The sequence below is a fragment of the Desulfocurvibacter africanus subsp. africanus DSM 2603 genome (assembly GCF_000422545.1).
GTDB lineage: Bacteria > Desulfobacterota > Desulfovibrionia > Desulfovibrionales > Desulfovibrionaceae > Desulfocurvibacter > Desulfocurvibacter africanus.
The window spans coordinates 1-26,328 of the sequence record NZ_AULZ01000020.1; the positions used below are offsets into that span (position 1 = coordinate 1).

The 26,328-nt window shown below is 58.2% G+C and carries 27 protein-coding genes; 22 read left to right on the forward strand and 5 right to left on the reverse strand.

Annotation, left to right across the window (positions count from 1 at the left end):
* Positions 1–358: 358 nt before the first annotated feature.
* The 4 genes from H585_RS0113810 to waaF form a co-directional block, all read right to left on the reverse strand.
* A complete protein-coding gene (locus H585_RS0113810; RefSeq protein ID WP_027368247.1) occupies positions 359–1,078 on the reverse strand; it encodes an FkbM family methyltransferase in 720 nt (239 codons plus the stop codon).
* Positions 1,079–1,494: 416 nt separating this feature from the next.
* Positions 1,495–2,310 (reverse strand): TFIIB-type zinc finger domain-containing protein, encoded by an 816-nt coding sequence (locus tag H585_RS0113815; RefSeq protein WP_027368248.1) that lies wholly within the window; start codon positions 2,308–2,310, stop codon positions 1,495–1,497.
* 494 nt (positions 2,311–2,804) lie between these two features.
* The gene (locus H585_RS0113820) at positions 2,805–3,881 is read right to left on the reverse strand and encodes a glycosyltransferase family 9 protein (RefSeq protein ID WP_027368249.1); all 1,077 of its coding nucleotides are present in this window, start codon (positions 3,879–3,881) and stop codon (positions 2,805–2,807) included.
* A complete protein-coding gene (gene waaF, locus H585_RS0113825; RefSeq protein ID WP_027368250.1) occupies positions 3,878–4,945 on the reverse strand; it encodes a lipopolysaccharide heptosyltransferase II in 1,068 nt (355 codons plus the stop codon). Before waaF ends, H585_RS0113820 begins: the two co-directional genes overlap by 4 nt.
* Positions 4,946–5,106: 161 nt before the next feature.
* On the opposite strand from waaF, the gene H585_RS0113830 reads away from it, so the two are divergent.
* The 22 genes from H585_RS0113830 (at position 5,107) to H585_RS0113935 (ending at position 25,095) form a co-directional block, all read left to right on the forward strand.
* The gene (locus H585_RS0113830) at positions 5,107–6,204 is read left to right on the forward strand and encodes a hemolysin family protein (protein ID WP_027368251.1); all 1,098 of its coding nucleotides are present in this window, start codon (positions 5,107–5,109) and stop codon (positions 6,202–6,204) included.
* Positions 6,201–6,617, forward strand: coding sequence for a cytochrome c maturation protein CcmE (locus H585_RS0113835; RefSeq protein WP_014261169.1), 417 nt, complete (start codon positions 6,201–6,203; stop codon positions 6,615–6,617). The genes H585_RS0113830 and H585_RS0113835 overlap by 4 nt, the downstream gene beginning before the upstream one ends.
* Positions 6,618–6,882: 265 nt before the next feature.
* A complete protein-coding gene (locus tag H585_RS0113840) occupies positions 6,883–8,793 on the forward strand; it encodes a heme lyase CcmF/NrfE family subunit (RefSeq protein ID WP_027368252.1) in 1,911 nt (636 codons plus the stop codon).
* A gap of 25 nt (positions 8,794–8,818) precedes the next feature.
* Positions 8,819–9,490 (forward strand): ABC transporter ATP-binding protein, encoded by a 672-nt coding sequence (locus tag H585_RS0113845; RefSeq protein WP_005985867.1) that lies wholly within the window; start codon positions 8,819–8,821, stop codon positions 9,488–9,490.
* A complete protein-coding gene (locus H585_RS0113850) occupies positions 9,484–10,161 on the forward strand; it encodes a heme exporter protein CcmB (RefSeq protein ID WP_014261166.1) in 678 nt (225 codons plus the stop codon). The genes H585_RS0113845 and H585_RS0113850 overlap by 7 nt, the downstream gene beginning before the upstream one ends.
* A gap of 3 nt (positions 10,162–10,164) precedes the next feature.
* On the forward strand, positions 10,165–10,836 hold the full coding sequence (locus tag H585_RS0113855; RefSeq protein ID WP_027368253.1) for a cytochrome c biogenesis protein: 672 nt from the start codon (positions 10,165–10,167) through the stop codon (positions 10,834–10,836).
* A 229-nt stretch (positions 10,837–11,065) separates the two neighbouring features.
* Entirely contained in the window at positions 11,066–11,218 is a 153-nt protein-coding gene (locus H585_RS22615; RefSeq protein ID WP_014261164.1) for a CcmD family protein, read from the forward strand.
* An 8-nt stretch (positions 11,219–11,226) separates the two neighbouring features.
* Positions 11,227–11,823 (forward strand): tetratricopeptide repeat protein, encoded by a 597-nt coding sequence (locus H585_RS0113865; protein ID WP_014261163.1) that lies wholly within the window; start codon positions 11,227–11,229, stop codon positions 11,821–11,823.
* A 184-nt stretch (positions 11,824–12,007) separates the two neighbouring features.
* Positions 12,008–13,177: a branched-chain amino acid ABC transporter substrate-binding protein gene (locus tag H585_RS0113870; protein ID WP_014261162.1), complete on the forward strand. Its 1,170-nt coding sequence runs from the start codon at positions 12,008–12,010 to the stop codon at positions 13,175–13,177.
* 243 nt (positions 13,178–13,420) lie between these two features.
* Positions 13,421–14,323 (forward strand): branched-chain amino acid ABC transporter permease, encoded by a 903-nt coding sequence (locus H585_RS0113875; RefSeq protein WP_005985880.1) that lies wholly within the window; start codon positions 13,421–13,423, stop codon positions 14,321–14,323.
* Between the two features lie 82 nt (positions 14,324–14,405).
* Positions 14,406–15,653, forward strand: a complete 1,248-nt coding sequence (locus tag H585_RS0113880; protein ID WP_014261161.1) for an ABC transporter permease subunit — start codon at positions 14,406–14,408, stop codon at positions 15,651–15,653.
* A 12-nt stretch (positions 15,654–15,665) separates the two neighbouring features.
* Complete coding sequence (locus H585_RS0113885; RefSeq protein WP_014261160.1) at positions 15,666–16,454, forward strand: ABC transporter ATP-binding protein; 789 nt, start codon at positions 15,666–15,668, stop codon at positions 16,452–16,454.
* Positions 16,447–17,154: an ABC transporter ATP-binding protein gene (locus H585_RS0113890; protein WP_005985886.1), complete on the forward strand. Its 708-nt coding sequence runs from the start codon at positions 16,447–16,449 to the stop codon at positions 17,152–17,154. Before H585_RS0113885 ends, H585_RS0113890 begins: the two co-directional genes overlap by 8 nt.
* A gap of 59 nt (positions 17,155–17,213) precedes the next feature.
* Positions 17,214–18,011 carry an ABC transporter ATP-binding protein gene (locus tag H585_RS0113895; protein WP_027368254.1) on the forward strand — a complete coding sequence of 266 codons (798 nt, stop codon included), beginning with the start codon at positions 17,214–17,216 and terminating at the stop codon, positions 18,009–18,011.
* 227 nt (positions 18,012–18,238) lie between these two features.
* Positions 18,239–19,696 carry an IMP dehydrogenase gene (gene guaB, locus H585_RS0113900; RefSeq protein ID WP_014261158.1) on the forward strand — a complete coding sequence of 486 codons (1,458 nt, stop codon included), beginning with the start codon at positions 18,239–18,241 and terminating at the stop codon, positions 19,694–19,696.
* 121 nt (positions 19,697–19,817) lie between these two features.
* On the forward strand, positions 19,818–21,359 hold the full coding sequence (gene guaA / locus H585_RS0113905; protein ID WP_014261157.1) for a glutamine-hydrolyzing GMP synthase: 1,542 nt from the start codon (positions 19,818–19,820) through the stop codon (positions 21,357–21,359).
* Between the two features lie 75 nt (positions 21,360–21,434).
* Complete coding sequence (gene tatB, locus H585_RS0113910) at positions 21,435–21,890, forward strand: Sec-independent protein translocase protein TatB (protein WP_027368255.1); 456 nt, start codon at positions 21,435–21,437, stop codon at positions 21,888–21,890.
* 146 nt (positions 21,891–22,036) lie between these two features.
* Complete coding sequence (gene tatC, locus H585_RS0113915; protein ID WP_420805613.1) at positions 22,037–22,786, forward strand: twin-arginine translocase subunit TatC; 750 nt, start codon at positions 22,037–22,039, stop codon at positions 22,784–22,786.
* A 92-nt stretch (positions 22,787–22,878) separates the two neighbouring features.
* Entirely contained in the window at positions 22,879–23,472 is a 594-nt protein-coding gene (gene hisB, locus H585_RS0113920; RefSeq protein WP_027368256.1) for an imidazoleglycerol-phosphate dehydratase HisB, read from the forward strand.
* Entirely contained in the window at positions 23,469–24,116 is a 648-nt protein-coding gene (locus H585_RS0113925; protein ID WP_027368257.1) for a hypothetical protein, read from the forward strand. The genes hisB and H585_RS0113925 overlap by 4 nt, the downstream gene beginning before the upstream one ends.
* The gene (gene hisA / locus H585_RS0113930) at positions 24,113–24,841 is read left to right on the forward strand and encodes a 1-(5-phosphoribosyl)-5-[(5-phosphoribosylamino)methylideneamino]imidazole-4-carboxamide isomerase (RefSeq protein ID WP_014261152.1); all 729 of its coding nucleotides are present in this window, start codon (positions 24,113–24,115) and stop codon (positions 24,839–24,841) included. Before H585_RS0113925 ends, hisA begins: the two co-directional genes overlap by 4 nt.
* A 44-nt stretch (positions 24,842–24,885) precedes the next feature.
* Positions 24,886–25,095: a heavy-metal-associated domain-containing protein gene (locus tag H585_RS0113935; protein WP_034628121.1), complete on the forward strand. Its 210-nt coding sequence runs from the start codon at positions 24,886–24,888 to the stop codon at positions 25,093–25,095.
* Positions 25,096–25,167: 72 nt separating this feature from the next.
* On the opposite strand, the gene H585_RS0113940 is transcribed toward H585_RS0113935, so the two are convergent.
* The gene (locus H585_RS0113940) at positions 25,168–26,097 is read right to left on the reverse strand and encodes an LOG family protein (RefSeq protein WP_014261150.1); all 930 of its coding nucleotides are present in this window, start codon (positions 26,095–26,097) and stop codon (positions 25,168–25,170) included.
* Positions 26,098–26,328: the final 231 nt, after the last annotated feature.

Consider the following 26,328-nt stretch of genomic DNA (forward strand, 5'->3'; position numbering starts at 1 on the left):
GCCAATTTGTAGGGTAACTCGTTGCAAGCCTCGGGCTTGCGAAGTTCCTCTATCGGTTCTGAAGAGTCGGGCATGAAAAGACCCCCACCAGATGTAGTCTGGTGGGGGTCTCGTTTATCTCAAGGCAAGCTGGCGGGAGAATGAAAAGGCATAATGGCATGTAGACTAGAGCAGATTGCTTTTAAGACGCCCGCTCCGGCGTTGACGGCGCAAGTGAATTGCGCCTACGCCTGCGCGGCGGCAAGCCATGCCGACGCATGGCTTGCAGAGCATTTTCAAAAGCAAAATGCTCTATTGGAAGCCCCTCTTCACTCGCAAAAAGGCGTCAGACAAGACTCTCAGTATCTTCAGCGCAGTCTTACAGGCGACTGTTCATGTACTTGAGGATGCCCACGTTCTCCCCGCGTTCAAAGTGCTCAAGCAAGACGAAGTCCGCAAGCAGTTCGTGCATTTCCTTTTTGTCCGCCTGGCTGTGATATTCGAGATACACATGCTTGATGCGCTCCAGACGGGACCCAAGGCTCTTCAGTATTTCGATTTCCGAGCCTTCGGTGTCAACCTTGAGGATGTCCACGCAGTCCAGTTGCAGGTCGTCAAAAGCCTTGCCCGCATCGCACACCTGAACTGTTTCCTCGACCAGAGTCGGGCCGAAAGGCTCTCGGGTGGGTTCCTGGTTCGGCTTGAGGGAGCTTTGCCCCGTCTTCACCGGGTTGAGGAAAAGAGTCTGCTCCCCATCATGATCGGACAGGGCGACCGGATGCAGGTGGATATTCGCAAAGGGTGCCGTATTGATCTCCAGGGCTTTGCGCATCAGTCCTGAAGGCTCGAAACAGTGGATCGTGGCGTTGGGGATATTCAGTTTTGCGTAGATGGAGAAAAGCCCCACGTTGGCCCCGATGTCGAGAACAACGACCCGGCCGAAAACCCCTTTGAGTTTGGTCAGCGGGTATTCCTCGCGAAGGAAGATGTCCCCCACCAGAAAGGCCTCGCCTTGGGGCACAGTGAGCCTAAGGACGTGGCTTTTGTAGCGGTAGGTGACCTGGATGAAAGGGGCGGCGGAATGCGTCTGGTCGTGCATGTGGTTCCTGGGAGGACCTCTTGTGGTCTACAATGGAAGAAAGGTCGGCATTTTGTCTTATCGGAAGAAAAGGGCGGACCTGAAGAGGTTGCTTTCAGGCTGAAAATACAATTGAAAAACTTAAGAGTTTTGAAGGATTGTAACACCAGAAGTTGAGGAAGGGCCTTAACATCCCGCTATAACTAACGTATCAATCTGGTGGGAAGATAGCAAAAGAGAGGTTCCTCTACATTCAATCCTACTACAGCAAGGTTAGCATTAAGTATTATGTCGATGGAGCTTCCGTGTTGTCTATCTTGGAAGCATTGCATTTTGGTCATAGCTAAATAAGTGTTTGAATATGGCTATGCTTCCATCTGGTAGCCAGACGTTCATTGGATGTCCTACGCCATGTTCACGCGCGCTAGCCAAGGAGCTCAATTCACGAATGTGTGCTTCACGCGTTTCGAGCAAAGAAGATATATAGACCATAAGCCGACCCAAAATAATCTTCCGACCAATGATTCGATTTGCTCTTGAAACAAGTGATTGGGTAATCCATGCCGATCAAAATATAAAGCTCTAAGCGCATCAGCGGCTAGTAAAGCGGACCAGCTTCCGATCCACCACGATGATAACCCCTTGTCTCTTCTGTAGTACAAGAAAACTATATATAAAGTTAAAAATAAATAGGCAAATGCTGGCACATAGAAGATAATTAGATCTGCATTTGTAAGAACTGCTGACCAGTTAGCTTTGATTTCATTAATGTGAATAAGATTGGCAAATGCACCAAAGGGAGGAAAAAAAATAAAGATTGAAAAAAGATACAGGAGGCCGCCAAACTTGACCTTACCCTGTGCATCGTATTTAAGTTTGAGGGAACCAATGGTTTTCTCGAATCCCTTCTGTTCTTCCTTGAATTCGCTTTTAGCCTCCAGGTAAGTGGTGGGGACGGTCGCTCCGGCAAAGGCGAATGAATCTGGCGGTGTCGGAGGTACGTCATCGTGATTGGGAGTCTGCAATGCAGAGAGGGCATAGTCAGTCTTGTCCGCTGTGGAGTCGATGTCTCGGACTGCCCGTGAAGTGGAAGGCGGCTCCATTGCCTTGTCTATCGTACTTCCGCAACTACGGCAGTAGTTGTCCTCTTCAAACAGCTTTGCTCCGCAGTTTCCACAGTACATATCCACCTCAGTTGCCGGTATGGAGAATTGATTTGTCACACTCTTAAAGCGCATGGCAAATAATTGCAACCGGTTATCCTGGCTATGGGAATAGACATCTGGCTCCAGCCCCATCGTTCGACAAGCTGGAACCTGACGCCGAGGACCTTAAAGCAAAATGCTTTACGGCGGACAGGATTGCCCAATCCCCCGGAGGATAATTGATAAAGCTGGTCCGAAAAGTGCTGGGCAGGTCACCGGCTTTATGGAAATAAGGAAATGAGTACAAAGGTCCAAATCTCACTTTTGGGCTTGATGGCAGAGAGTGAACGCAATCTGATCTTAAAGAGAACTAGTGCGGATTGCTTTTAAGACGCCCGCTCCAGCGTTGACGGCGCAAGTGAATTGCGCCTACGCCTACGCGGCGGCGAGCCATGCCGAAGCATGGCTCGCAGAGCATTTTCAAAAGCAAAATGCTCTAAGGCAGGGTTGGCGCGGGTAAGGGAAGCTGGTGTGCGCTGGGAGAGGACAGCATGGCAGCGGGAGGGCAAAGCCCTTCCCGGCTCTTGCGCTGTTCCCCGTTGTTACCTGCGTAAGGGACTGGCCGCCTGTATGAGGGCTCGGTAGACCTCTTCGGGAGTGATCGCGGCCAGGCATTCGCGGCCTCGCACGCAACCGCTGTCGCCATGCAGGGAGCAGGGGCGGCACGGCAGGGCGCGTTCAAGGACCACGTCATGCTCACCAGAGGGAAAAAAACCCCAAGCTCGCGTGGTGGGACCGAATAGGGCCGTTACCGGCGTTCCCACGGCCGTGGCCATGTGCATGGGGCCTGAATCGCCCGTGACGCACACGCTGCAGGCTGCAAGCAAGGCGCAGCTTCCGCGCAGGTCCGAGCCCCCAGTAAGGTCTCTGGCTCCGGCGCGATCGCGCAGAAAAGGCGCTCGGTCTTGGCCGATTACGATCCAATCCCAACCGCCGTCCTCCAGCAGATCCACTAGGCGGAACCAATTCTCGTGGGGCCAAGCCTTTGCCGCGTGGGTGGCGTAGGGATGCAGGGCCGCTAGTGGGCGTTCGCCGTTACTCACGCCTCGTTCCAGAAGGAATATGCGCGCCTGCGCCAACTCGCGCTCCTGCAGGAATATCTTGGGTCGCAGTTGTTCGGCGGACGGCGGCGGAGTGTCCAGGGCCATGGCATAGCGCTGGGGCACACTGTTCCGGGCAAGTTTGCCGCCGGCCCAGTCAAATCGGCCCAGGCGGTAGAGTCTGCGCAGCAGGGAGTGCTTGGGGTAACGCCTGACCTGACCCTTCCACAAGGAGGCCAAGAGCAGCGAACGGCCGGTGCCGTGCAGATCCACGAGCATGCGGTCGCCGTAGGTCTTCGCTAGCTCGTTGGCGGTCCTGAACCAGCATTCAAGTCCTTGGGGGGTAATGCCCACCACGCGTTCCACGGCCGGATGATGCTTGAAGAGCTTGGCAAAAGCCTCGCGGGTGATGACCGTGAAACGCAGATTGTGCCTTCTGTGCCACCAATCGAGCACGCCCGTGGTGAGCACCACGTCGCCCAGGGCGCTCAGGCGGAACACGGCGGCTTGCGTTGACTCGATCACATGCCCGGCCTCTGAATCGGCTTCGTGCACGGTAACGCGTCCTGGCACGCTCACGTTGTCTCCTCGGCCAGGACTTGGCGCACGGCCTGCCAAGCATTTTCAGGCGTTATGCGTGCCATGCACTCGTGATGGCTTTTCGGGCATTGCTGATGACCGTGCAGGCCACAGGGGCGACAATCCAGATCGACCTCCAGCACTCGCGAGCGCGGACCCATGGGGTAGAAACCGAAGCGCTCCACTGTCGGGCCGAACAAAGCAACGACCGGAACGTGCTGGATCCAGGCCAGGTGCATGGGACCCGAATCGTTGCTCACGTACACCGATAAGCGCGCCAGATAGGCAGCCAGGGCGGGCAAATTGAGCTTGCCGGAGAGGTTGATTACCGCCTTGTCCGTGCCGTGTCGCGCTTCCGTCACGACCTGGGCGGCCATGGCTTCCTCGCCCGGCCCGGCAAAGACAATGACGCGCAGGCCATGCTCTACGGCCAGGTCAAGCAGACGGGCGTAATGCGTGGCCGGCCAACGCTTGGTGGGCCAGACGCTGCCGGGATGCAGTCCGATCACATGCGTTGCCTGGCTATCCAAGCCATGCTCCCGCCAAAAGCGAGCCGCGTCCTCCACGGCCTTGGCCGGTGGGGTGAAATGCGGCCAATTCTCACCGGCTGTAATGCCCAGGGGGATAAGCAATCGGTTCAGGCGCTCGATTTCATGGGCCTGCCCGAAGCGGCGATCGATTACTTTGGTGTAGGACAGACGATTGAACCAAGGCGTGGAATAGCCGATGCGCACGGGCGCCCCCACGGCCTTGGCCACAAGCGCGCTACGCAGGCTGCGATGGCTCGAGATCCACAGGTCGAAACCCATGGGCCGTAAGGCCTTGCCGTAGCGCCAGGCTCCGGGCAGCCCGCCCTGCGTGCCGCGCTTATCGAATTCATGCACACCGGCCAAGTAGGGCAAGCCGGCATAAAGCGCGCCGAATCCCCGGCGCACGAAGAAATGGATGCGCGCGACGGGATATGCTTCGGCAAGGGCCTGCAGGAGCGGCAGCGTCAACACGCTGTCCCCCAGGTAGGCGGTCTGCCACACGCCGATGGTCTGGAAAGTGGTATTGGTCATCATGTCCAGGGCAAATCAATGCGGCAGATGGCCTGGCGAGTCAAGCGCGTCCACCCAAGGGCGACTTGCGATGGGCAAGGCCATTTGGTAGTAAGATCAAGATTACCCCACACGGGGCGAAGCGTTTCTAACCACCAACCGCCAAGGCGGTTCCACACAGCATCATGTTTGAGCTTATTATGGCCATGGGCCTGGCCGCAGGCATATCGTTCGTATGTTCATTAAGCGAGGCGGCCCTGTATTCCGTGCCTTGGAGCAGGATAGAGGATCTGCGCAGACAGAAAAAAAAATCGGGCGAGATTCTATTCCAGTTCCGCGAGCACATCGAGCGCCCCATAACCGCCATTTTGACCCTGAACACCATCGCCAATACCGCAGGGGCCTCCATAGCCGGAGCAGCCGCGGCCGAGGTCTTCGGAGCCGAATCGCTGCCTCTGTTCGTGGTTGTCTTCACCGTGATCATCCTTATTTTTTCCGAAATCATCCCCAAGACGCTGGGGGTCAGTTATACGCGGACCGTTGCGCCGCTGCTTACCGGCCCTATAAGTATCATGATCCTGACCACTGCTCCGCTCATCTGGGCCCTTGGTTTGCCGGCACGGCTCGGCAAGCGCAGGAAGCGTGGGCCACAGACCACGGAGGACGACATCCGGGCCACGGTCAGCCTGGTGCGCAAGGCCGGACTCATCAAGCCTTACGAGGAGTTGTCCATCCGCAACATTCTGTCCCTGGATCAGAAGAGCGTCGAGCAGACCATGACTCCGCGCACTGTGGTCTTTTCCCTGCCTGCGGAATTGACGGTGGCCCAGGCCCGGGCGACTACCAAGCTCTGGCCGCACAGCCGCATCCCGGTATATGAAGGTGAGGACCGCGAGGACATTGTCGGCCTGGTGTATCGGCGAGAGCTGCTGGAAGCCTTGGCCAACGACCAGGACGACCTGCGCCTGGAGCAGATGATGAAACCCGTGGAGTTCGTCCAGGAAACCACGACCCTGGACAAAGTACTCAATAAGTTCTTAGAATCCAGAAACCATCTTTTGGTGGTTTTGGACGAGTATGGCGGCCTTTCGGGAGTAATCTCCCTGGAGGACGTGCTTGAAGAGATACTAGGCAAAGAGATTGTGGACGAGACCGATCAGGTCGTCGACATGAGAGAGTTGGCGCGGTCGCGCAAGGAAAGCCTGGTGCGCGGTACCGGCCGCGAGCCTGATGGGCGCTCGGCGCAACGAGAAGAGACACCCCCCTCTATGGAGGTTCCATGAATAACGCCAAGGGCGGCAAGGGCATCTACATCGCGGCCCTCTTATTGTTTCTTGGTGGACTCGGCTATTTGCTGTACTCCGGTCTGTCCGGAGGCAGCGTGTACTTCCTGAATGTATCCGAGGCCTTGGCCATGGAGACTGGAAAACTGTCTCAAGCCAGGCTTTTCGGCACCGTGGCCGCCGATGGTTTGCACTCCAAGGACGGCAGTCTGGGCGTGGTTTTCCAGCTTGTGGACAAGGATGACGCGAGCAAGCGCATCCGGGTTGATTACGGAGGAGCCGTGCCGGATACGTTCAAGCCGGGAGTGGAGGTCATTGTCGAAGGCGGCCTCGATCCTCAGTCGCAAGTGTTTTCGGCCTCGATGCTGATGACCAAGTGTCCCTCCAAGTACGAGAAAGAGAACCGGGGCTAGCCCGCGCCCAGACGGTTTTCGATGTTCTCGCTACGGGGCTTTGCACCCACGGATTGCGTGGAGTCAGGGCATATTGAACCTGACGGACAAGTATGGGGAATGCAGATCCTTCCTCAATCTATTGCAAGCCCTGTTACGGCATTCCACGTTTGCGTTTCATGCTGTGTCTGATACCGAACTCCACCGGGACCAAACGGCCTGGTTGAGTTTATCCTCGGAGCAGTCTATCTTCCCCACGCCCTGAAATCTTTCCGATGGAGCGCGCATGATTCTCGTAGCCTACTGGAGCCTGCTGTTCTGCCTGCTGCTAAGTCTGTTCGCTGGCGCTGCCGCGGCCTACCAGGCTTGGCAGGGTAAGGGAGAAGGCCTTGTCGTTCTGGAGTATGCCCACCATGCCGTGGCCGCCGTGCTGACCGTGGCCTCGGCAATCCTGTTTGCCGCCTTCGTGGGCAAGGATTTTTCCTTCAAGTACGTGGCCGAATACTCGAACTCGGTGTTACCCCTGTTCTACTCCGTGACCGCCTTCTGGGCCGGACAAGAGGGTTCGCTGCTCTTCTGGGCCTGGACCGTGGCGCTCATGGGCTCGGTCTTCCCGCTTACCAAGAACTATCGTGAACTGGCCGGGCAGACGCGCGTATTGTACTGGCTGTTCTTCTTCCTGGTGCAAGGCTTCTTTATGTTGGCTCTCACCAACTGGAACAACCCGTTCATCGAGTTCTCTCCTGCGCCGGCCGACGGTCGCGGACTGAATCCTTTATTGCAGAATCCAGGAATGATCTTCCACCCCCCGCTGCTCTTCCTGGGCTACGGCGGCTTCACGATTCCCGCATGTCTTGCCTTGGCGGCTTGGCTCACGGGTGAGCGCCGCTCCTGGTTGGACATGGGCCGCAACTGGGCCATTCTGTCCTGGATATTTCTCACGGCGGGCATCGTGCTAGGTGCCTGGTGGTCCTATATGGAGCTGGGTTGGGGAGGATACTGGGCTTGGGATCCGGTTGAAAACGCCTCTCTCATTCCATGGTTGTCGGCCACGGCCTTCCTGCATACCGCGCTCATCGAGGAACGCCGCGGGGCGCTCAGGCGCACCAACGTAGTCCTGGTCACGGTCACTCTGGTGCTATGCTACTTCGCCACCTACCTCGTGCGTAGCGGCGTCGTGCAGTCCCTGCACGCCTTCGGAGCCGGAGGTATCGGTGGGCCGTTGCTCGCGTTCATCGCCTCCGGGCTGATCATGACTGCGCTGGTGGTTGCTGTCGGCCGTGGCGAGATGGGACGGGAGCTTTCCGGCCTATACAGCAGGCCCGGCTTCCTGGTGCTCACGGCTTGGCTTCTGCTGGCCATTGGCGGCGTCATCCTCATGGGCACCATGTGGCCGGTCATCAGCTCACTGTGGAGCTCCCAGCCCATAGGTCTCGATGCGCACTTCTACAACCGCGTGACCTTGCCGCTCTTCCTGGGTATCGCCGCCCTGTTGCTCGTCTGCCCCTGGCTGCAGTGGAGAGAAGGGCTCCGCGACAGGCGCGGCCTGGGTATCGCCGTCGGCGTGTTCGTTGCGGCCATCGTGGCATTAGCGCTGGGAGGCATGACCAAGCCCCTGGCCATGGCAGGTACTGGACTGGCAGCGGCATGTCTGGCTGGCGTGGTACTGGTCGTGGCCCTTGATGCCAGCGTGCGGAGACGCCGCTCTTCCTTGGGCGCTTGGGGCGTGCATTTCGGCCTGGGACTCGTCGTGTTGGGAGTGGCTGTGTCGGGACCGTACCAGTTCAGCCGGGAAGCCGTGCTTCAGCCCGGCGCCTCCATGGACATGGGCGGCTATACAATGATCTACGAAGGATTCGAGGAACGCAGCAGCGAGGCCATGATCCTGGTGGAAGCCAAGGTTCGGGTCGAGCAGGGCGGTGAGCTAGTGGGCATGCTCAGGCCCCAGCGCCGTCTGTACCAGAGTTTCGATCAGCCCTTCGCCGAGGTCTCAACGGTTTTCTCTCTTGGCACGGAAGTCTATGCCACTCTGCTGGGCGTGACTCAGCAGGGCGCGGCCAGCCTCAAGTTCAGTTTGCATCCGCTGGTCAACTGGATCTGGATTGGCGGCACGCTCATGTGCCTGGCCGGATTCCTGGCTCTGCGCAGCAGATCCGGACGCCCTGACGACGCCCCGACGCAGCGGGAGCAAATGTGAACCCAGCTTTGAGATCGGAGCCTGCATGAGCGGCGAGGATCAGGTGCTGCTCGCTCTGCGCGGCGTGGGCAAGCTGTACGGACGCAAGCTCGTGGTCAAGGGCGTGAACCTGGATGTGCGTGCCGGCGAGGTCTGGCTCGTTGTCGGCCCAAATGGCGCGGGCAAGTCCACGCTGTTGGGCATCATGGCTGGACTCGTGCGTCCAACGGCCGGCAGCCGCGAGCTGCGTGTGGGGCAGGAGAAGCTGGCCTACCTGGGGCACCAAACGTTCCTTTATCCGCGGCTCACGGCTCGCGAGAACTTGGTCTTTTGGGCGCGCATGTACGGCCACAAGCCTCAGGCCGCGCAGATCGACGCGGCTCTGGAGCGTGCCGGGCTTGCTGCGGCGGCCGAGGAGCAGGCCGGGCGCTTTTCGCGCGGCATGGCTCAGCGTCTGTCATTGGCGCGGGTTTTTCTTGTGGAGCCTAGCCTTATATTCCTGGACGAGCCAGGCACGGGGCTTGACGCTCGCTCCATGCAGACACTTCGACATGAAATTGCCGCCGCCCGCGATCGAGGCGTAGCTCTGGTCTGGGTCAGCCATCAGGTTTCCGCGGATCTGCCTCTGGCCGATCATGTCTTGGCCATAGGCGAAAGCCGGATGCGCTACGCGGGACTGGCTTCCGACTTTGAGCCCACTGAGAGCATGCTGTGCTGAGCCGCGCATGGACCATTGCCGCCAAGGACTTGCGCCTGGTGCTCGCGGGAGGGCAGGGCCTGTCCCAGGCGGCGCTGCTCGGTCTTCTACTTATTTTCGTCTTCAGTCTGGCTACCCCGGTGGGCCAGATAATGCCTGCCCAGGGGGCGGCAGCCGTATTCTGGCTCTCCAGCGCCTTCGGACTGGTGCTGATTTTCAACACCTTGTATGGGCTCGAAGAGAGTGGCGGTGCGCGCATCGGACTGTTGCTCGCGCCGGTGCCCGTGCATGCCGTCTGGTTGGGCAAGGCCGTGGCCGGTCTAGCCTTGCTGTTGATGATCCAGATTGTATTCGGGCCTGCCGTGGTGGTTTTTTTGGGTCAGGATGTGCTGGGCTCTCCGTTGCCCGTGTTCGCAACGGTGCTCGCAGTCGACTGGGGCCTGGCGGTGCTGGGCTCGCTGTTGGGTGCGCTGTCCCAAGGCCAAGCCGGCCGCGAATCGCTTCTGTCCGTAGCCTTGTTTCCTTTGTTGGTGCCTGTGCTCCTGGCTGGAATCCGCATCGGGGCCGGGTTGTTTGCCCCGGCAGCGGATAGCGAGACTTCGGGCTGGCTGGGTTTGGTGCTTGGCTTTGACGCCATGTTCACGGCCGCGGCCGTAGTGTTGTTTCCCTTCGTATTCACCGGAGAGGAGTAAAACGTGTCGCGCGCTGGAATTTTCGCCCTGGCCTCCATTCCGGCCCTGCTGGCCAGCCAGTGGCTAATCTGGGTTTATGCCCCCATGGAGCAGAGCATGGGGATGGTGCAGAAAATTTTCTACACGCATCTGCCCCTGGCTTGGTGGGCCATGTTGAGCTTCTTTCTGGTCTTTGCGTGCAGTGGTTTGTACTTGTTGCGACGCAAGGAAGTCTTTGACCTGCTGGCCGGCGCCGCTGCGGAACTCGGCGTGCTTTTCTCAGGCTTGGCCCTGGCCACGGGCTCCATCTGGGGTCGTGCTGCCTGGAACGTCTGGTGGACCTGGGACCCGCGGCTGACCACCACGCTGATCATGTGGTTCATTTACGCGGCTTATCTGGTGCTGCGTGGCGCGCCATTAGGCGGCGAACGTCGGGCCATGGCCTGCGCCGTGCTGGGCATCGTGGGATTTTTGGACGTCCCGCTGGTTTTCTATTCGGCGCGCATGTGGCGCTCCATCCACCCGGCGGTTCTTGGCAGCCAGGGCGGAGGCATGGAGCCGGCTATGTGGCATGCCGTTCTGGCCAACCTCGGCGCCATGGGCTTACTGTGGATAGCGTTGCTACTGCTGCGTTATCGCCAACTCAGCGCATTACGTCGTATCGAAGGCTTAGCCGCTGCCAGCCAATGGGATTAAATGCTACAATTGCACTCTTGGACGCATGTTCTGATTCCACAAGGTTCTGCTGGAAGCCGCCGTGTCCATCTCATTTCTACAGGAAGCGGCTTTGAGAAGACGGCTGTAAGTGCTTTTATAATTATAGCTAATCAGGAAGAGCTTACCGAATCCAACCTGCCCAGTGTCCGCAGGATTTATGAAACCGATTCTGAGCTTGGGTGGGAAGCCTGAGCAAAGGAGGGCGCCGATGACTGCGACCGAATATGTTTTGACCGCCAATTGCGTGGTCTGGGTCTTTATAGGGATGTATGTGTTTTGGATGTCACGCAAGGCCGCTGAGATCGACCGGCGTATTTCGCAGCTTGAAGTTCTGCAAGAGCGCGGCGAAGGCAAGGTCTAGGAGGAATCATGGTTGAGACCGCACCCGAGGGCAAGGTAAACCAGGGGACAAAACTGATGGTGGCTCTGGCCGCCATTGGGCTCGTGGTTATGTTTGCCTCGTCCGTCTTTCATAGGCTGGAGAGCCCCTCGCGCAAGGAATTCCTGGGTCAGCCGCGGCAATCTGCTTCCCAAGGCATGCCTGGTCAGCAGGATATGAGCGAAATGGGTAAGCTCATGGCTGCGTTGCGTGAGAAACCCGATGACCCGCAGGCGAATCTGGACATCGCCAAGGCTTTCATGCGCATGCAGGAAGCCGAACGGGCCGAGGTCTTTCTGCAGCGAGCCCTTGAGGCAGATCCGAACAATATCGAAGCCTTACGGCTGCTGGCCATGGCCGCTTTTCAGGCGCAGCAACACGAGCAGGCCGCCCAGACGCTCATGCGACTGCTGGCCAAGCGTCCCGATGATGCCGGCGCGCACTTTAATTTGGCAGTGCTCTATAGCCATTATCTTAATGATGCGCAGAAAGCAGATTTTCACATGCGCAAGGCCAGAGAGCATGCCGAAGGCGATCCCCAGCTTTTGGAGATGATCGAACGTGAAGCGAAAGCCCACGGCAACTAGCGCATTGAGCAGGGCTCAAGCCCTCCTAAAACGCAATAGTTACTGACCTGGCTACGTTCAGGTAGGCATATTGACAGGACTGCAGCATTCTTTAAAATGCGATATTTAGTAATATTGGAGCTTTCAAGGGAAAAGCCGACTTCAGCGATGGTCGGTCGTTCAACATTCGTTCAAGGAGAGGATTATGAAACGCGTTTTTTCTATGCTGATCCTGGCATGCGTGGGACTTATCGCCCTGGCCGGTTGTGGTAACGAGCCGACGAAGGAAGAGGCCAAGACCGAGGCCGCTCCTGAAGCTGCTCCGGCTGGTGGCTCGATCGTTCTCGGCGTGGCCGGCGCCCATAGCGGCGACTTAGCCTCCTACGGTCTGCCCTCTGTGAATGCCGCCAAGCTGGTGGCCAAGATGTACAATGACAAGGGTGGCGTGCTCGGTCGTCAGGTCGTCATTCAGGCTGAAGACGAGCAGTGCAAGCCTGAACTGGCCACCAACGTAGCCACCAAGCTCGTTTCCGACAAGGTGACGATCGTCATGGGCCACATTTGCTCCGGCGCTACGAAGGCCGCTATGCCCATCTACAGGGACGCCAAGCTTATCTGCATGTCGCCCTCGGCCACCAACCCGCCCCTGACCCAAAGCGGCGATTACCCCAACTTCTTCCGCACCATTGCTTCCGACGACGCTCAGGCCAAGATGGGCGTGGACTATGCTATCCAGACTCTCGGAGCCAAGAAGATCGCCGTGCTTCATGACAAGGGCGATTACGGCAAGGGCTACGCCGAATTCGCCAAGTCCTTCATTGAGCAGGGCGGCCAGGCTCAGGTTGTGCTCTTCGAGGGCGTAACTCCCGGTGCCGTGGACTACTCCGCCGTGGTGAACAAGGTTCGTCAGTCCGGCGCCGACGCCGTTATCTTCGGCGGCTACCATCCTGAAGCTTCCAAGATCGTCTCGCAGATGCGTAAGAAGCAAATGAAGACGCCTTTCCTGTCCGACGACGGCGTGAAGGACGACACCTTTATCAAGGTTGCGGGTGCCGACGCCGAAGGCGTCTACGCCTCCGGCCCGCGCGACATTTCGAGCAACCCGATCTACCAGCAGGCCATTGAGCAGCATAAGGCTGCGTTCGGCTCCGAGCCCGGCGCGTTCTTCCCCGAGGCCTATTCCGCAAGCCTCGCCCTCCTGAACGCCATCGAGAAAGCCGGCTCCACCGAATACGATGCCGTAATCAAGGCCCTGCGCAGTGAGTACGTGGAAACCCCGGTCGGCAAGATCTCCTTCGACGAGAAGGGTGACGCTATCGGCGTGGGCTTCTCCATGTATCAGGTTCAGGACGGTAAGTTCGTGGAGCTCAAGTAGCTACCATGGCCTGACGTGATCATCGAGGGGGCGGACAATGAGTCCGCCCCCTAATTGTTGCTAAACGATCCATATCCCGTTAAACCGGTGGCGTCCGCGGGTATGCTCCGCGAAACCCACGCCTCGGCCCTCCGATTTGGAACGGGCGCCGGCTTAAGCCGGGCCTTTGGACTGCCGGCGCATGCGCGCCTGCGACGGAACGGCCTTCACAATGGCGGACTCGGGAACACTCGGCAGGTAGTAATGGAATTCTTCTGGGAATATTTCTTCGGTGGCTTGACCAGAGGGAGCATCTACGCGCTCATCGCTCTGGGCTACACCATGGTCTATGGCATCATCGAGCTCATCAACTTCGCCCATGGCGAAATATACATGATCGGCGCATTCACCGGGCTGATCGTGGCCGGTGTGCTCGGAGTGCTCGGTTTCCCCGGTCTGGCCATCTTGGCCATTGCCCTTGTCGCGGCGGTCATCTGGGCCGGAGCTTACGGGTATACGGTGGAGAAGATTGCATATAGGCCGTTGCGCAATGCGCCGCGCCTTTCCCCGCTCATCTCCGCCATCGGCATGTCCATCTTTCTGCAGAACTACGTGCTGCTCGCCCAAACCTCCGACTTCCTGCCCTTCCCGAGGCTCATCCCGAACTTCGGGTTCATGGAGCCATATTCCATGGTCATGGGCTCCAGTGACTTTGTCATTGTTGCCGTGTCGGCCCTGGTCATGGTCGGCCTGACCTTGTTCATCAAGTACACGCGACTGGGCAAGGCCATGCGCGCCACGGCCCAGAATCGTAAGATGGCGCAACTCGTGGGTGTCAATGTTGACCGCGTCATCTCCGCCACGTTCATCATCGGCTCGACCCTGGCGGCCATCGGCGGCGTGCTCATTGCCTCGCACATTGGCCAGATCAACTTCTTTATCGGCTTCATCGCGGGCATCAAGGCCTTCTCCGCCGCAGTGCTGGGCGGTATCGGCAGTATCCCCGGGGCCGTGCTCGGTGGGCTTATCCTGGGCTGGACCGAGAGTTTCGCTACCGGATATATCTCCAGCGACTACGAGGATGTGTTCGCATTCGCGCTGCTGGTCATTATCCTCATCTTCAGGCCCTCTGGCCTCTTGGGCAAGCCGCCCACGCAGAAGGTCTAACCGGAGGCGCAGGTATGCTGGCCCAGGCCGGCCGTTTGCACGAGAGAACAGCACGAAATATCTAGCGACAGGGCTTTTAGGTATGCACGGTCTGAAGAAATCGCTCATCATCAGCGCGTGGTTCATGTTTTTGACCTTCCCCCTCATGGTCATCCGCGTGAACACCATCTACAAAACCATCGAATGGCGCTGGATGAACCTTTTGTGGGTCGGCTTGGGCGCCTTCATCTTGTCCTTCGTCTGGCGCTACCTTCTCCAGCGCCGCGAACTCGGACGCGCAAAGAAAGGCTCCGACCAGACTGCGAGCTTGCCTTTGGCCAAGCGACTCGCGGGGCATCGTCATTTCAGGGTGGCAGCCTTAGCCATATTGGCTACTGTCGCCGTTGTTTTTCCTTTGGTGTTCTCCACTTACCAAACCAACATCATGACCTCGACAATGTTATACGTGGTCCTCGGCCTGGGCCTGAACATCGTCGTTGGTTTAGCCGGACTGCTGGATTTGGGTTATGTCGCTTTCTATGCGGTGGGCGCCTACGCCTATGCATTGCTCAATTACCACTTCGGGCTGGGCTTCTGGACGGTGTTGCCGGTTGGCGCTCTCTTGGGCGCCTTGTTCGGCCTGATGCTCGGCTTTCCTGTTTTGCGGTTGCGCGGTGACTATCTCGCCATCGTTACCCTGGGCTTCGGTTCGATTATCCGGCTCGTGCTGGAGAACTGGAACGAATTCTCCAAAGGTCCTAGCGGCATCTCCAACATAGCGCGACCTGGCTTCTTCGGCATGAACTTTACGGTGAGCGAGTCGGTTACGTACCTCTACTATATCATGCTCGGCTTGGTGCTCGTGACCATTCTGGTGGTTAACCGTCTCAAGGAATCACGCATAGGGCGAGCCTGGATGGCCCTACGTGAAGACGAGATCGCCTGCCAAGCCATGGGCATCGACAAGATGAAGACCAAGCTCCTGGCCTTCGCCCTGGGAGCCACCTGGGCCGGCATCGCCGGAGTCGTTTTCGCCGCCAAGACCACTTTCATCAACCCGGCCAGCTTCACGTTCCTTGAATCGGCATTTATTCTTTCCATCGTTGTCTTGGGAGGCATGGGCTCCATTTTGGGCGTCATCCTGGGCGCGTTCATCCTCATCCTCTTGCCCGAATATATGCGCGCCTTCTCCGAATACCGCATGCTGCTTTTCGGCGCGATCATGGTCCTGGTCATGGTCTTCAGGCCACAAGGGCTCGTGAAGTTCCAACGCAGGCACTACGAGGTAAAGGAGACGGGAGAGTCCGAAGGCGAGCGTCCCGCCATCAAGGAAGCAGGCGAGCAGGCCTGAGCGAGCTAAGTCATGAAACCGGTTCTCGACGTACAAAAGATAAGCATGGACTTTGGCGGCCTGCGGGCGCTGAACGAAGTCGACCTGGTCATCAACCAGGGCGAGATCGTGGCCCTGATCGGCCCCAACGGCGCGGGCAAGACGACCTTTTTTAACTGCGTCACGGGCATTTACGAGCCAACCGAAGGCAGCGTGATGATCACGCCGCCTGGCAAGGAGAGTAAGCGTATCAATGGCCTAAAGCCCAATCAGGTCACTGAGTTGGGGATGGCGCGCACTTTCCAGAACATTCGGCTCTTCCCTTCCATGACAGTGCTGGAAAATGTCATGATCGGCCGGCATTGCCGCACCAAGACCTCGGTTTTTGGCGCGGTGCTGCGCACGCCACGCGCCCGCCGCGAGGAGGAAGAGGTGGTGGACCGCAGTTACGCGCTGCTCAAGCGCGTGGGGTTGGGCAAGTACTATAGTGAGTTGTCCAGCAATTTGCCTTATGGCGCTCAACGCAGGTTGGAAATCGCTCGGGCTATGGCCACGGATCCTTTCCTGCTCCTGCTGGATGAGCCCGCCGCAGGCATGAACCCTCATGAAACCGAGGACCTTAAGCGTCTGGTTGTGCGTATTCGCGAGGAGGATAAACTGTCCATCCTGCTTATCGAGCATGACATGAAGATGGTCATGAGCCTGTCTGACCGCATCTATGTCATGGAATACGGCAAGAAGATCGCCGAGGGCACGCCCAAGGAAGTTCGCGCCAACCCACGGGTCATCCAGGCCTACCTCGGAGAGGAAGAGAATGCTTGAGCTGAGGCATGTCGATTCGTTTTACGGCAGCATCCAGGCCCTGCGCGACGTGAGCATGCGCGTGGAGCAGGGGGAGATCATCTCGCTTATCGGCGCTAACGGCGCAGGCAAGACAACTACGCTCATGTCCATCTGCGGGGTAGTGCCTCCCCGTAGCGGCGAGATTCTATTCGAAGGCAAGCCGATCCAAGAATTGTCCACGGATCAGATCGTGGCTCTGGGTATTTCCCAGGTACCAGAAGGGAGGCTCATCTTCCCGGGCCTCACGGTCACCGAAAACCTGGACATGGGTGCCTTCCTGCGTCGCGACCGAGCAGGCATCAAACGCGATCAGGAATATATCTACGAACTCTTCCCCATCCTGTCGAGCCGACGCCGCCAGTTCGGCGGGACGCTTTCCGGCGGGGAGCAGCAGATGCTGGCCATTTCGCGCGCCCTTATGGCCCGGCCGCGCCTGCTCCTGCTTGACGAGCCGTCGCTGGGCTTGGCCCCGCTCATCATCCGCCAGATTTTCGAGATCATCGAGAAGATCAACAAGGAGAGCAATACGACCATCTTCCTGGTGGAGCAGAATGCCAACCAGGCCCTCAAGGTCGCACATCGGGGCTACGTCATGGAGAACGGCCGCATCACCATGAGTGACGTAGCGGCGCATCTTCTGGAGAATGAGGACGTGAAGAAAGCTTACCTTGGTCTGTAGCGCGGTCCTCAACTTTTGACATCATTTTGTCCTGCCCTCCGGAATAGTCGGGTTTGGGAATGATCCTGACCATCGAAGCGCTCAACAAGCGTTTTGGCGGGCTCATGGCACTGACCGATGTCAGCCTAGTCGTGGAAGCCGGGACCATTTTCGGCATTATCGGCCCAAACGGCGCGGGCAAAACGACTCTGTTCAACTGTATAGCCGGCGCGATCAAGCCAAGCTCCGGGCGTATCACCCTTCATGGGCTCCAAGCTCAGCGTTGGTTCTCGGGACGCAATAGCGGCGAAGGCTGCAGGATTGACGGCCTTCGCCCCGACCGATTGGCGAGCCTGGGGATTGCCCGCACCTTCCAGAATATTCGGCTCTTCGCAGAATTAAGCGTACTGGATAACGTGCGCGTGGGACGACACGTCCGCTCGCGCCAAGGTTTCTGGGGCGCGGCTTTACGCCTGCCTGTTCAGAGGCGTGAGGAGCGCGAGATCGAAGAGGCCGCCCGTCGCCAACTGGCCTTCGTAGGTCTGGAGGCCAAGACCGAAGTTCCCGCCGGCAGTTTGTCTTATGGGGATCAGCGTAGGCTGGAAATAGCCAGGGCGCTTGCCTGCGAACCGAGACTGCTGCTTCTGGATGAGCCGGCCGCGGGCATGAATCCTCGCGAAACCGCTGGCTTGGTGGAACTTATCGGACAGGTTGCGGACTCGGGGGTGACCGTGGTGCTCATTGAACATGACATGCGCCTGGTCATGAGCCTGTGCCAGCGTCTGGCCGTGCTGGACCACGGAATCAAGATTGCCGACGGTGATCCCCGTGATGTGCGAGAGGATCCCAGGGTCGTGGAGGCCTATCTCGGCCGCTGAGTCGTTCGCACGTCAGCGTCTGCCTTGTCTGGTAACCTTCGACTGGATGGTTGCCAGAAGCCTTCCCAAGGTATATTCTGTGTAGATATTCATTTGATGGGGATGCGACATCCCTCTGCCCAGCACGAGCATAAAAGCAATACATGATCATGGCCGCCATTGTCCCGCGCGGACCTATAGGGAACCGATACCGGCGGCTACGTGAGCCATACCTGAGGGAGGTTTGCATGGACAAGATTAGGGGCCAGGCGCTGACATTCGATGATGTGCTCCTCGTACCCGCCTATTCCGAAGTTACACCGGACTTGGCGGATGTATCGACGCAACTTACGCCCACCATCAGGCTGAACATTCCCATCATCAGCGCCGCCATGGACACGGTCACCGAATCGGGCATGGCCATTGCCATGGCCCGTCAAGGCGGAGTGGGCGTAATCCACAAGAATTTATCCATTGAAGATCATGTGTACGAGATCGGCAAGGTCAAGAAGTCCGAGAGCGGCATGATCCACGACCCCGTGACCATCAGCCCCGAGTTGACCGTGGGGCAGGCTTTGGACCTCATGGGCGAGTACCGCATCTCCGGACTGCCAGTGGTAGAGGGCGACCGACTGGTGGGTATCTTGACCAACCGTGACGTGCGATTCGTGACGGATATGTCCTCCAAGGTCGCGGACGTCATGACCAGCAAGCGGCTCGTCACCGTGCCCGAGGGCACTACGCTCGAAGAAGCCAAGATGCACCTGCATGAGGCGCGCATCGAGAAGCTTCTCGTGGTTGACGAGAATAATAAGCTTAAGGGCCTCATCACCATTAAGGACATTGAGAAAAAGGGCAAATACCCGAATTCATGCAAGGATGAAAAGGGCAGGCTGCGTGTGGGAGGCGCGGTGGGTGTGGGCGCGGACCGCGATCCTCGGGCCGAGGCACTCATCAGGGCCGGTGCCGATTTTTTGGTGCTCGACTCGGCCCATGGCCATTCCAGGAATATTCTTCGCGCCGTGGAGGCGCTCAAATCGCAATTCCCCAATACGCAACTCGTGGCCGGCAATGTGGCGACCTATGAAGGCGCCAAAGCGCTAATCAAGGCCGGAGCCGATACGGTCAAGGTGGGCATCGGCCCAGGCTCCATCTGCACCACGCGCATTGTGGCTGGCGTTGGTGTGCCCCAGGTCACGGCCATTATGGAAGCGGTTCGTGCCTGTCGCGAGTATGACCGCTGCTGCATCGCTGATGGGGGCATCAAATTTTCGGGCGACGTCGTCAAGGCCATTGCCTCGGGCGCGGATACGGTCATGATCGGCAGCCTGTTGGCGGGTACCGAGGAGAGTCCGGGCGAAACCATCCTCTATCAGGGTCGCACCTACAAGATCTATCGGGGCATGGGCTCCATCGACGCCATGCGCGAAGGCAGCAAGGACCGCTACTTCCAAGAGAAAGCCTCCAAGTTCGTGCCCGAGGGCATCGTGGGTCGCGTACCCTATAAGGGCCCGCTAGCCGAGAACATCTACCAGATGGTAGGCGGTCTCAAGTCGGGCATGGGTTATTGTGGCTGCGCCACCATAGCCGACCTTAGGGAAAAAACGAGTTTCATCCAAATATCCGCAGCGGGGCTGCGTGAGAGTCACGTGCATGACGTGATTATCACCAAGGAATCGCCCAACTATAACATGGACAAGCCGTAAGCCACGTCCTCGACAGGAAAGCTTTTTTTTACTAATGGCCTGAAGGCGTCAGGCAAGGAAACTCGCGGCTGGCAATGCGCAGACCAGAGTGACGCGCCGGAAACGATGCCGAGGAGATAGCATGGATAAGGTCGTAATACTGGACTACGGTTCGCAGTACACTCAGCTCATCGCCCGTAGAGTGCGCGAGGCGGGCGTCTATTCGGAAATTCACCCCTGCACCATCCCTGCGGCCGAACTCAAGGCGCTGAAGCCTGCCGCTTTGATACTTTCCGGAGGCCCGGCCAGCGTGCTTGCTCCAGAGTCGCCAGGCCTGGATGCCAGTATCCTGGATTGGGGCTTGCCGGTGCTTGGCATCTGTTATGGCATGCAGCTTCTGGCCCATTACCTCGGCGGAAAGGTTCATGCGGCCAAGGATCGCGAGTATGGCCGCGCCGATCTCGAGGTAGTGAGCCCTTGCTCTTTGTTCGAAGGTTTGTCCGGCACGGCCGGCAAGCACAAGGTCTGGATGTCACATGGCGACCATGTGGACACTCCGCCGCAAGGATTCGAGATCCTGGCGCGTACCGGGTCGCTCAAGGTTGCGGCAATGGCCGATGCCAGCAGGCGCCTGTACGCAATCCAGTTCCATCCCGAGGTGGCCCACACCGATGATGGCGACCTTGTCCTGCGCAATTTCCTGTTCAAGATCGCCGGCCTCAAGCCGGGTTGGTCAATGGCTTCCTTCGTGGAGTCCACGATCAAGGATCTGCGCGATACGCTTGGTGACGACCATGTGGTCTGCGGCTTGTCGGGAGGCATCGATTCCACGGTGGTCGCAGTGCTCCTGCACAAGGCCATCGGTAAGCGGCTGCACTGTATTTTCGTGGATAATGGGCTCCTGCGCATCAATGAGCGCGAGGAGGTCATCGACTTTCTCACTGAGTCTTTCGACCTGAACCTTAAGTACGTGGAGGCCCAGGAGCTATTCCTCTCCCCTCTTGAGGGCGTCACCGACCCCGAGCGCAAGCGGAAAATCATCGGTCATAACTTCATCGAGGTTTTCGACGCCGAGGCGCACAAGCTGCAGGGCGTAAAATGGCTCGCTCAGGGCACGCTCTACCCGGATGTCATCGAGTCCATATCCTTCAAGGGACCTTCGGCGGTCATCAAAAGCCACCATAACGTGGGCGGCCTGCCTGAGAAGATGAACCTAAAGCTCGTGGAGCCCTTGCGTGAACTGTTCAAGGACGAAGTGCGCAAGGTCGCCTACGAGTTGGGGCTGCCTGACAACATCATCTGGCGCCATCCCTTCCCTGGCCCTGGATTGGCCATCCGCGTCATAGGCGAAATCACCCGCGAACGTCTGGAAATCCTGCGCCAGGCGGACAAGATCGTGCAGCACGAGCTGCAAGCTTCAGGCTGGTACAGAAAGGTTTGGCAGGGCTTCGCAGTGCTCCTGCCGCTCAAGACCGTGGGCGTCATGGGTGACGAGCGTTCCTACGAGAGCGTCATCGCCTTGCGCATCGTGGACAGCCTGGACGCCATGACCGCGGATTGGACGCGAGTGCCCTCGGAGATACTGGCGCGCATGTCCAATCGTATTATCAACGAGGTAAAGGGCGTCAACCGTGTGGTACTGGATATCTCCTCCAAGCCGCCCAGCACCATAGAGTGGGAATAGCAGTCCCGGCGGAGTAGAGGAACAACCGCAGACGACGGCTGGGAATGAGTCCTGGCCGTCCATGGATGTGAGACTATGTTCGGCATTGGAACCACCGAGCTGCTGATCATTATTCTCGTGGCGCTCGTCGTACTCGGCCCGAGCAAGTTGCCCGAGATCATGAAGACCGTGGGCAAAGGTTTTGCGGAATTCAAGCGCTTAAGCACGGACGTCAAATCGACCTTGGACGCCGAAGTCTCGCGTGCTGAGCGCGATGAGCGGCGCAAGGAAAAGGAACTCGCCGAGAAAAAGGCCAAGGCCCGCGAGGAATCCGCCAAAAAGGCCGAGAAGGACGAGGCATCCTTGGGCGAACAGGGGGGCGAAGCTGGTCAGGCCGATTTATCCAAGCCAGTTGACGATGCCGCGCCTACTCGTCCCGAAGCTCAGTCCGGTCCGGTCGTTGATGTTCAATCCAGTGGGCCCGTGGCCGAAACCGTGTCCAAGACGCCCACGTCCGCTGACAAGGACAAGCCCGGAGGGGACAAGGCATGAGCCAGGACAAGGACAGCCTGGAGTCTTCATCCGGTGATCAGGTCGGCTTAGCAGATTCTTCCGAGGCGATTGAGGGAGGAGACGCGGTTTCCGCCAGCTCCGACAGCCAGCCCGAAGATCAGCCCGAAGAGAAAGCCTCCGACGAGATGACCCTTACCGAGCACCTTAATGAGTTGCGCAAGCGGCTTATACGCTCCTTTATTGCCGTATTCGTGGGTTTTCTGGCCTGCTACGCATTTGCCGAGCAGCTTTTTGACATCCTTATGGAGCCCATGGTGCAGGTGCTCCATAACAGCAACTTTATTTACACTTACCCGCCAGAAGCCTTCTTCACGTACCTCAAAGTCTCCTTTGTAGCCGGCTTCTTTCTCGTCAGCCCCTACCTTTTTTATCAAGTTTGGCTTTTCGTGGCTCCGGGGTTGTATCAGAATGAACGCAAGTACTTGGTGCCCATAGCTATTTTTTCTGCGGTCTTCTTCACTGTCGGGGCGTTATTCGGCTATTTCGTGGTATTCCCCTTCGGCTTCGAGTTCTTCGCCTCCTACTCCACGGACAAGATAGTTTTTACGCCCAAGCTCAGTGAATACTTGAGCTTCGCGCTCAAGCTCCTGTTCGCCTTCGGCGTTGTCTTCGAGCTGCCGCTGGTCATCTTCTTCCTGGCCCGATTGGGGTTGGTCACGGCCCAGGGTCTGCGCCGGGTGCGCAAGTACGCCATCCTGGTCATCTTCATCGTGGCGGCCATCCTCACTCCGCCCGATGTGTTCACTCAGACCCTCATGGCCGGACCAATGATTCTTCTCTATGAGTTTGGCATCATCGCGGCGCATCTCTTTGGGAAGGAAAAGAAGAAACCGGCTGCGGATGAAGACGAGGAAAACAGCGCAGAGGCCGAATAGCTTATCCCCGGCTCCCCGGACATAGCATCCGAGAGCGTCGTTGTTCCCAGGGGGGCATTTCGTGTAGCATTGCTCAGCACAAGGGGAATCGCATGAATCCGCGCAATGCGGCCGTAAGCCGCGAAACCAGGGAAACGTGCATTAACGTACGCCTCGACCTAGATGGCACGGGCAAGACAGAGGTCAGTACAGGCTTCGGGTTCGCCGATCATATGCTTACGCTCATGGCTTTCTGGGCCGGTTTTGATCTGAACCTGTCCTGTCGTGGCGACCTGCATATTGATGCGCATCATACCCTGGAGGATGTGGGCTTGTGCCTGGGCCAGTGCCTGGCCGAAGCCTTGGGCGACCGTGCGGGCATCGAGCGCGTGGGTTGGGCCAAGGTCCCCATGGACGAGGCCTTGGCCGAAGCGGTCGTCGACCTTTCGGGCCGGGCCTGGCTCGTCTACAGAGAGAATGCCGTCCTGCCGCCGGTTATCGCTGGCGAGGAAAAAGACATCTGGCGCGAGTTCTTCAAGTCGTTTGCCGCCAAGGCCGGCATGAATCTCCACGTCACTCTGGAATATGGCCAAAATGGCCATCACCTGCTGGAAGCGGCCTTTAAAGCTCTTGGATTGTCGTTACGTCGAGCAGTGTCCCGTGGACGCAGCGGAGTGCCGAGCACCAAGGGGGCGCTGGACGCATGACCCACAGCGTGCGCCTTAGGATTGTCCTGCTCTTGCTCGGCGCAAGCCTGACGGCGGCTTGCGCTGCCGGAGCCCCTGCCCTGGAAAGGCCCGAAGGCTCCACCTTGGCGGTGGCGGGCTTCACCAATCCTCAAAACACGTGGGAGCTTCTGGCCGGCTGCCTGCCGGAGCAGTGCGTGCTGGTAGAGGAGCGCGTGCTCAACAAGCTTGATCTCGCGTTCGAAGAGGTCTTGCGCGATGAGGACGTGAACTTCATCTCGCAGTCCAGGGTCAGCGGGTGCCGGGAAGTCGTGTCTCGCGAGCCCCAGGCGCAGCAGCGCATGGCCGCATTGCGCTACTGGCTGCAAGTTGGCAAGTGCATTCCGGCGGATTACCTGCTCGTTCCCCAACTCGTCTTTTATCACGAGCGCAGGGGCGGAGACTGGGGAGCCGAAGAACCGGCTAGCGTGATCATGGATTTTTTCCTGCTGGATGTGGGCAATGGGACCATCCTGCGTAGATATAGGTTTGAGGAAACCCAGCAGCCGCTTAGTGAGAACCTGTTGGATGTGGACAAGTTCGTCAACCGGGGCGGCAAATGGATCTCGGCCGAGGAACTGACCCAGGAAGGCATTGAGCAGGCCATAAAGGAGCTCGGACTGTGATTCTTTTTCCGGCAGTGGACATCAAGGACGGCCAATGCGTGCGCCTGCGCCAGGGGCGCAAGGATGAAGTGACCGTCTTTTCAGCCGATCCGCTCTCCATGGCCAGCCATTGGGCTTCGCAAGGCGCCCGCTGGTTGCATGTAATTGATCTCGACGGGGCCTTTGACGGTCGACCCAAGAACTTCGATCTCGTGGCATCGATCTGTTCCGCGCTCTCCATCCCGGTACAGCTTGGCGGTGGCGTTCGGGATCTGGACACCGCCAAGGCGTATATCGATGCGGGCGTGGAACGGCTCATCATCGGCACCATGGCGCTGGAAGATCAGCAGGGTTTCGGCCGTCTGTGCGCCGAATTGCCCGGCCGCATCGGCGTGTCTCTGGATGCGGTGGATGGCCGGCTCAAGACCAAGGGCTGGGTCCATGATGCTGGCCTGGCTGTTTCCGATGTTTTGCCCAGGCTCACGGACCAGGGCGCATCCTTCATTATCTATACTGACATCGGCCGCGACGGCATGCAGAGTGGAGTCAACCTGGAAGCGTTGGGACACTTGCTCGCACACACGGAACTGCCGGTTATCGTCGCCGGCGGCGTGGCCACTCTTGAGGATGTGCAAGTACTCGCTCCCCTGGAAACCCAGGGCCTTGAAGGCATCATCACCGGCAAAGCCATCTACGCTGGCAGTCTCGATTTCGCGGCTGCCGTGCGATGGCTTGATAACAGGTAGACTGGCTTCAAGTTCAAGCCGATTCAAATAAAAGGAGGAAACGCATGGCCATGGAGCAGATCACCGTCAAGGGCATGAGGTGCCAGCATTGCGTCAAATCCGTCACCCAGGCTTTAGAGGCTCTGGACGGGATCGGTAAAGTCAAGGTGGATTTAGAAAGCGGCATGGTCATGTACGAAACCGGCAAGCCCGTGGATAAAGCGACTGTTCGCAAGGCCATCACGGACGTGGGCTTCGAGGTCGTGAACACGTAAGGCATGAAATAACGCTATTCGAACGGCCGACTTCCTAAAGAAGTCGGCCGTTCGTTTTTGGAGGATGATGGCTTACATTTCAGCTTTTGTGACTTGCTTGCCATTACGCTTACCGTTTCGGCCTATTTCCTTCGCCAAAATGGTCCAGGCCTCTTCGGCCGTTTCCACATATTGGAAGAGTTTAAGGTCGCGAGCTGCAATAGTGCCGGCTTCCACTAGGGCCTCGAAGTTTATGACCTTGTTCCAGAACTCGCGGCCGAAAAGGAGCACTGGAATGGGTTCAACCTTGCCGGTCTGGATGAGAGTCAAGGTTTCGAAGAGCTCGTCCATGGTGCCGAATCCGCCGGGGAAGGCCACCAGTCCCTTGGCGCGCATGAGAAGGTGCATCTTGCGAATGGCGAAGTAGTGGAACTGAAAGGATAGATCCGGGGTTATGTAAGGATTGGGAGCCTGTTCGAAGGGCAGGACGATATTCAGACCGATGGTTTGGGCGTCTACCTCGTAGGCTCCGCGATTGGCCGCCTCCATGATGCCTGGGCCGCCACCAGTCATGACCACCAGATTCTGCTCGCACTCCAATTGACAGTTGGTCGATATGAGCCGGCCGAGAGTTCGTGCTTCCTCGTAGTAGCGGCTGAAGTTCACGGCATATCGGGCGGCGGCTGCACGTTGCCGCAGCTTTGGATCATCCGGCTGTTTTTCAAGTTCGGCTTCGACCGCGCAGAGCATCTCTTGCGCTTTTGCCGGCTCCGGAACGCGCGCACTGCCGTAGATCACGACAGTGGCGTCAATATTCTGCTCGCGCATGAGTAGCTCGGGTTTGAGCAGTTCCAACTGGAGCCGTACAGGACGCAGTTCATCCCTGAGTAGGAAATCGTCATCCTGGAAAGCCAGCTTGTATGAGGGGGTGCGGGTTTGGGGGGTTTCCTTGCGCAGCTGTGCAGCAAAGGCATCCTCATCAGCCGAGGGGAAGGGACCGCGTTTGAAAGGACCGAATATCATGGAAATGCTAGCTCCTCTTGTATTTTACTAGCTAACGTAATCATCCTGTGGCCAATATTAAAGTTCAGAAAAAGTCGTCTGGCTGAGCCGGGCGTTCTTTGGAGAAACGCCGAATCATCTTTCTAACTGCTTGAGTGAGATCGTACAAGAATCGGACCATGCAAATAGGAATTTTAATGGCCGGAAAAGAAATTTCATTATCTCAGGCAGAACAAGCTAACGTTATCTGAT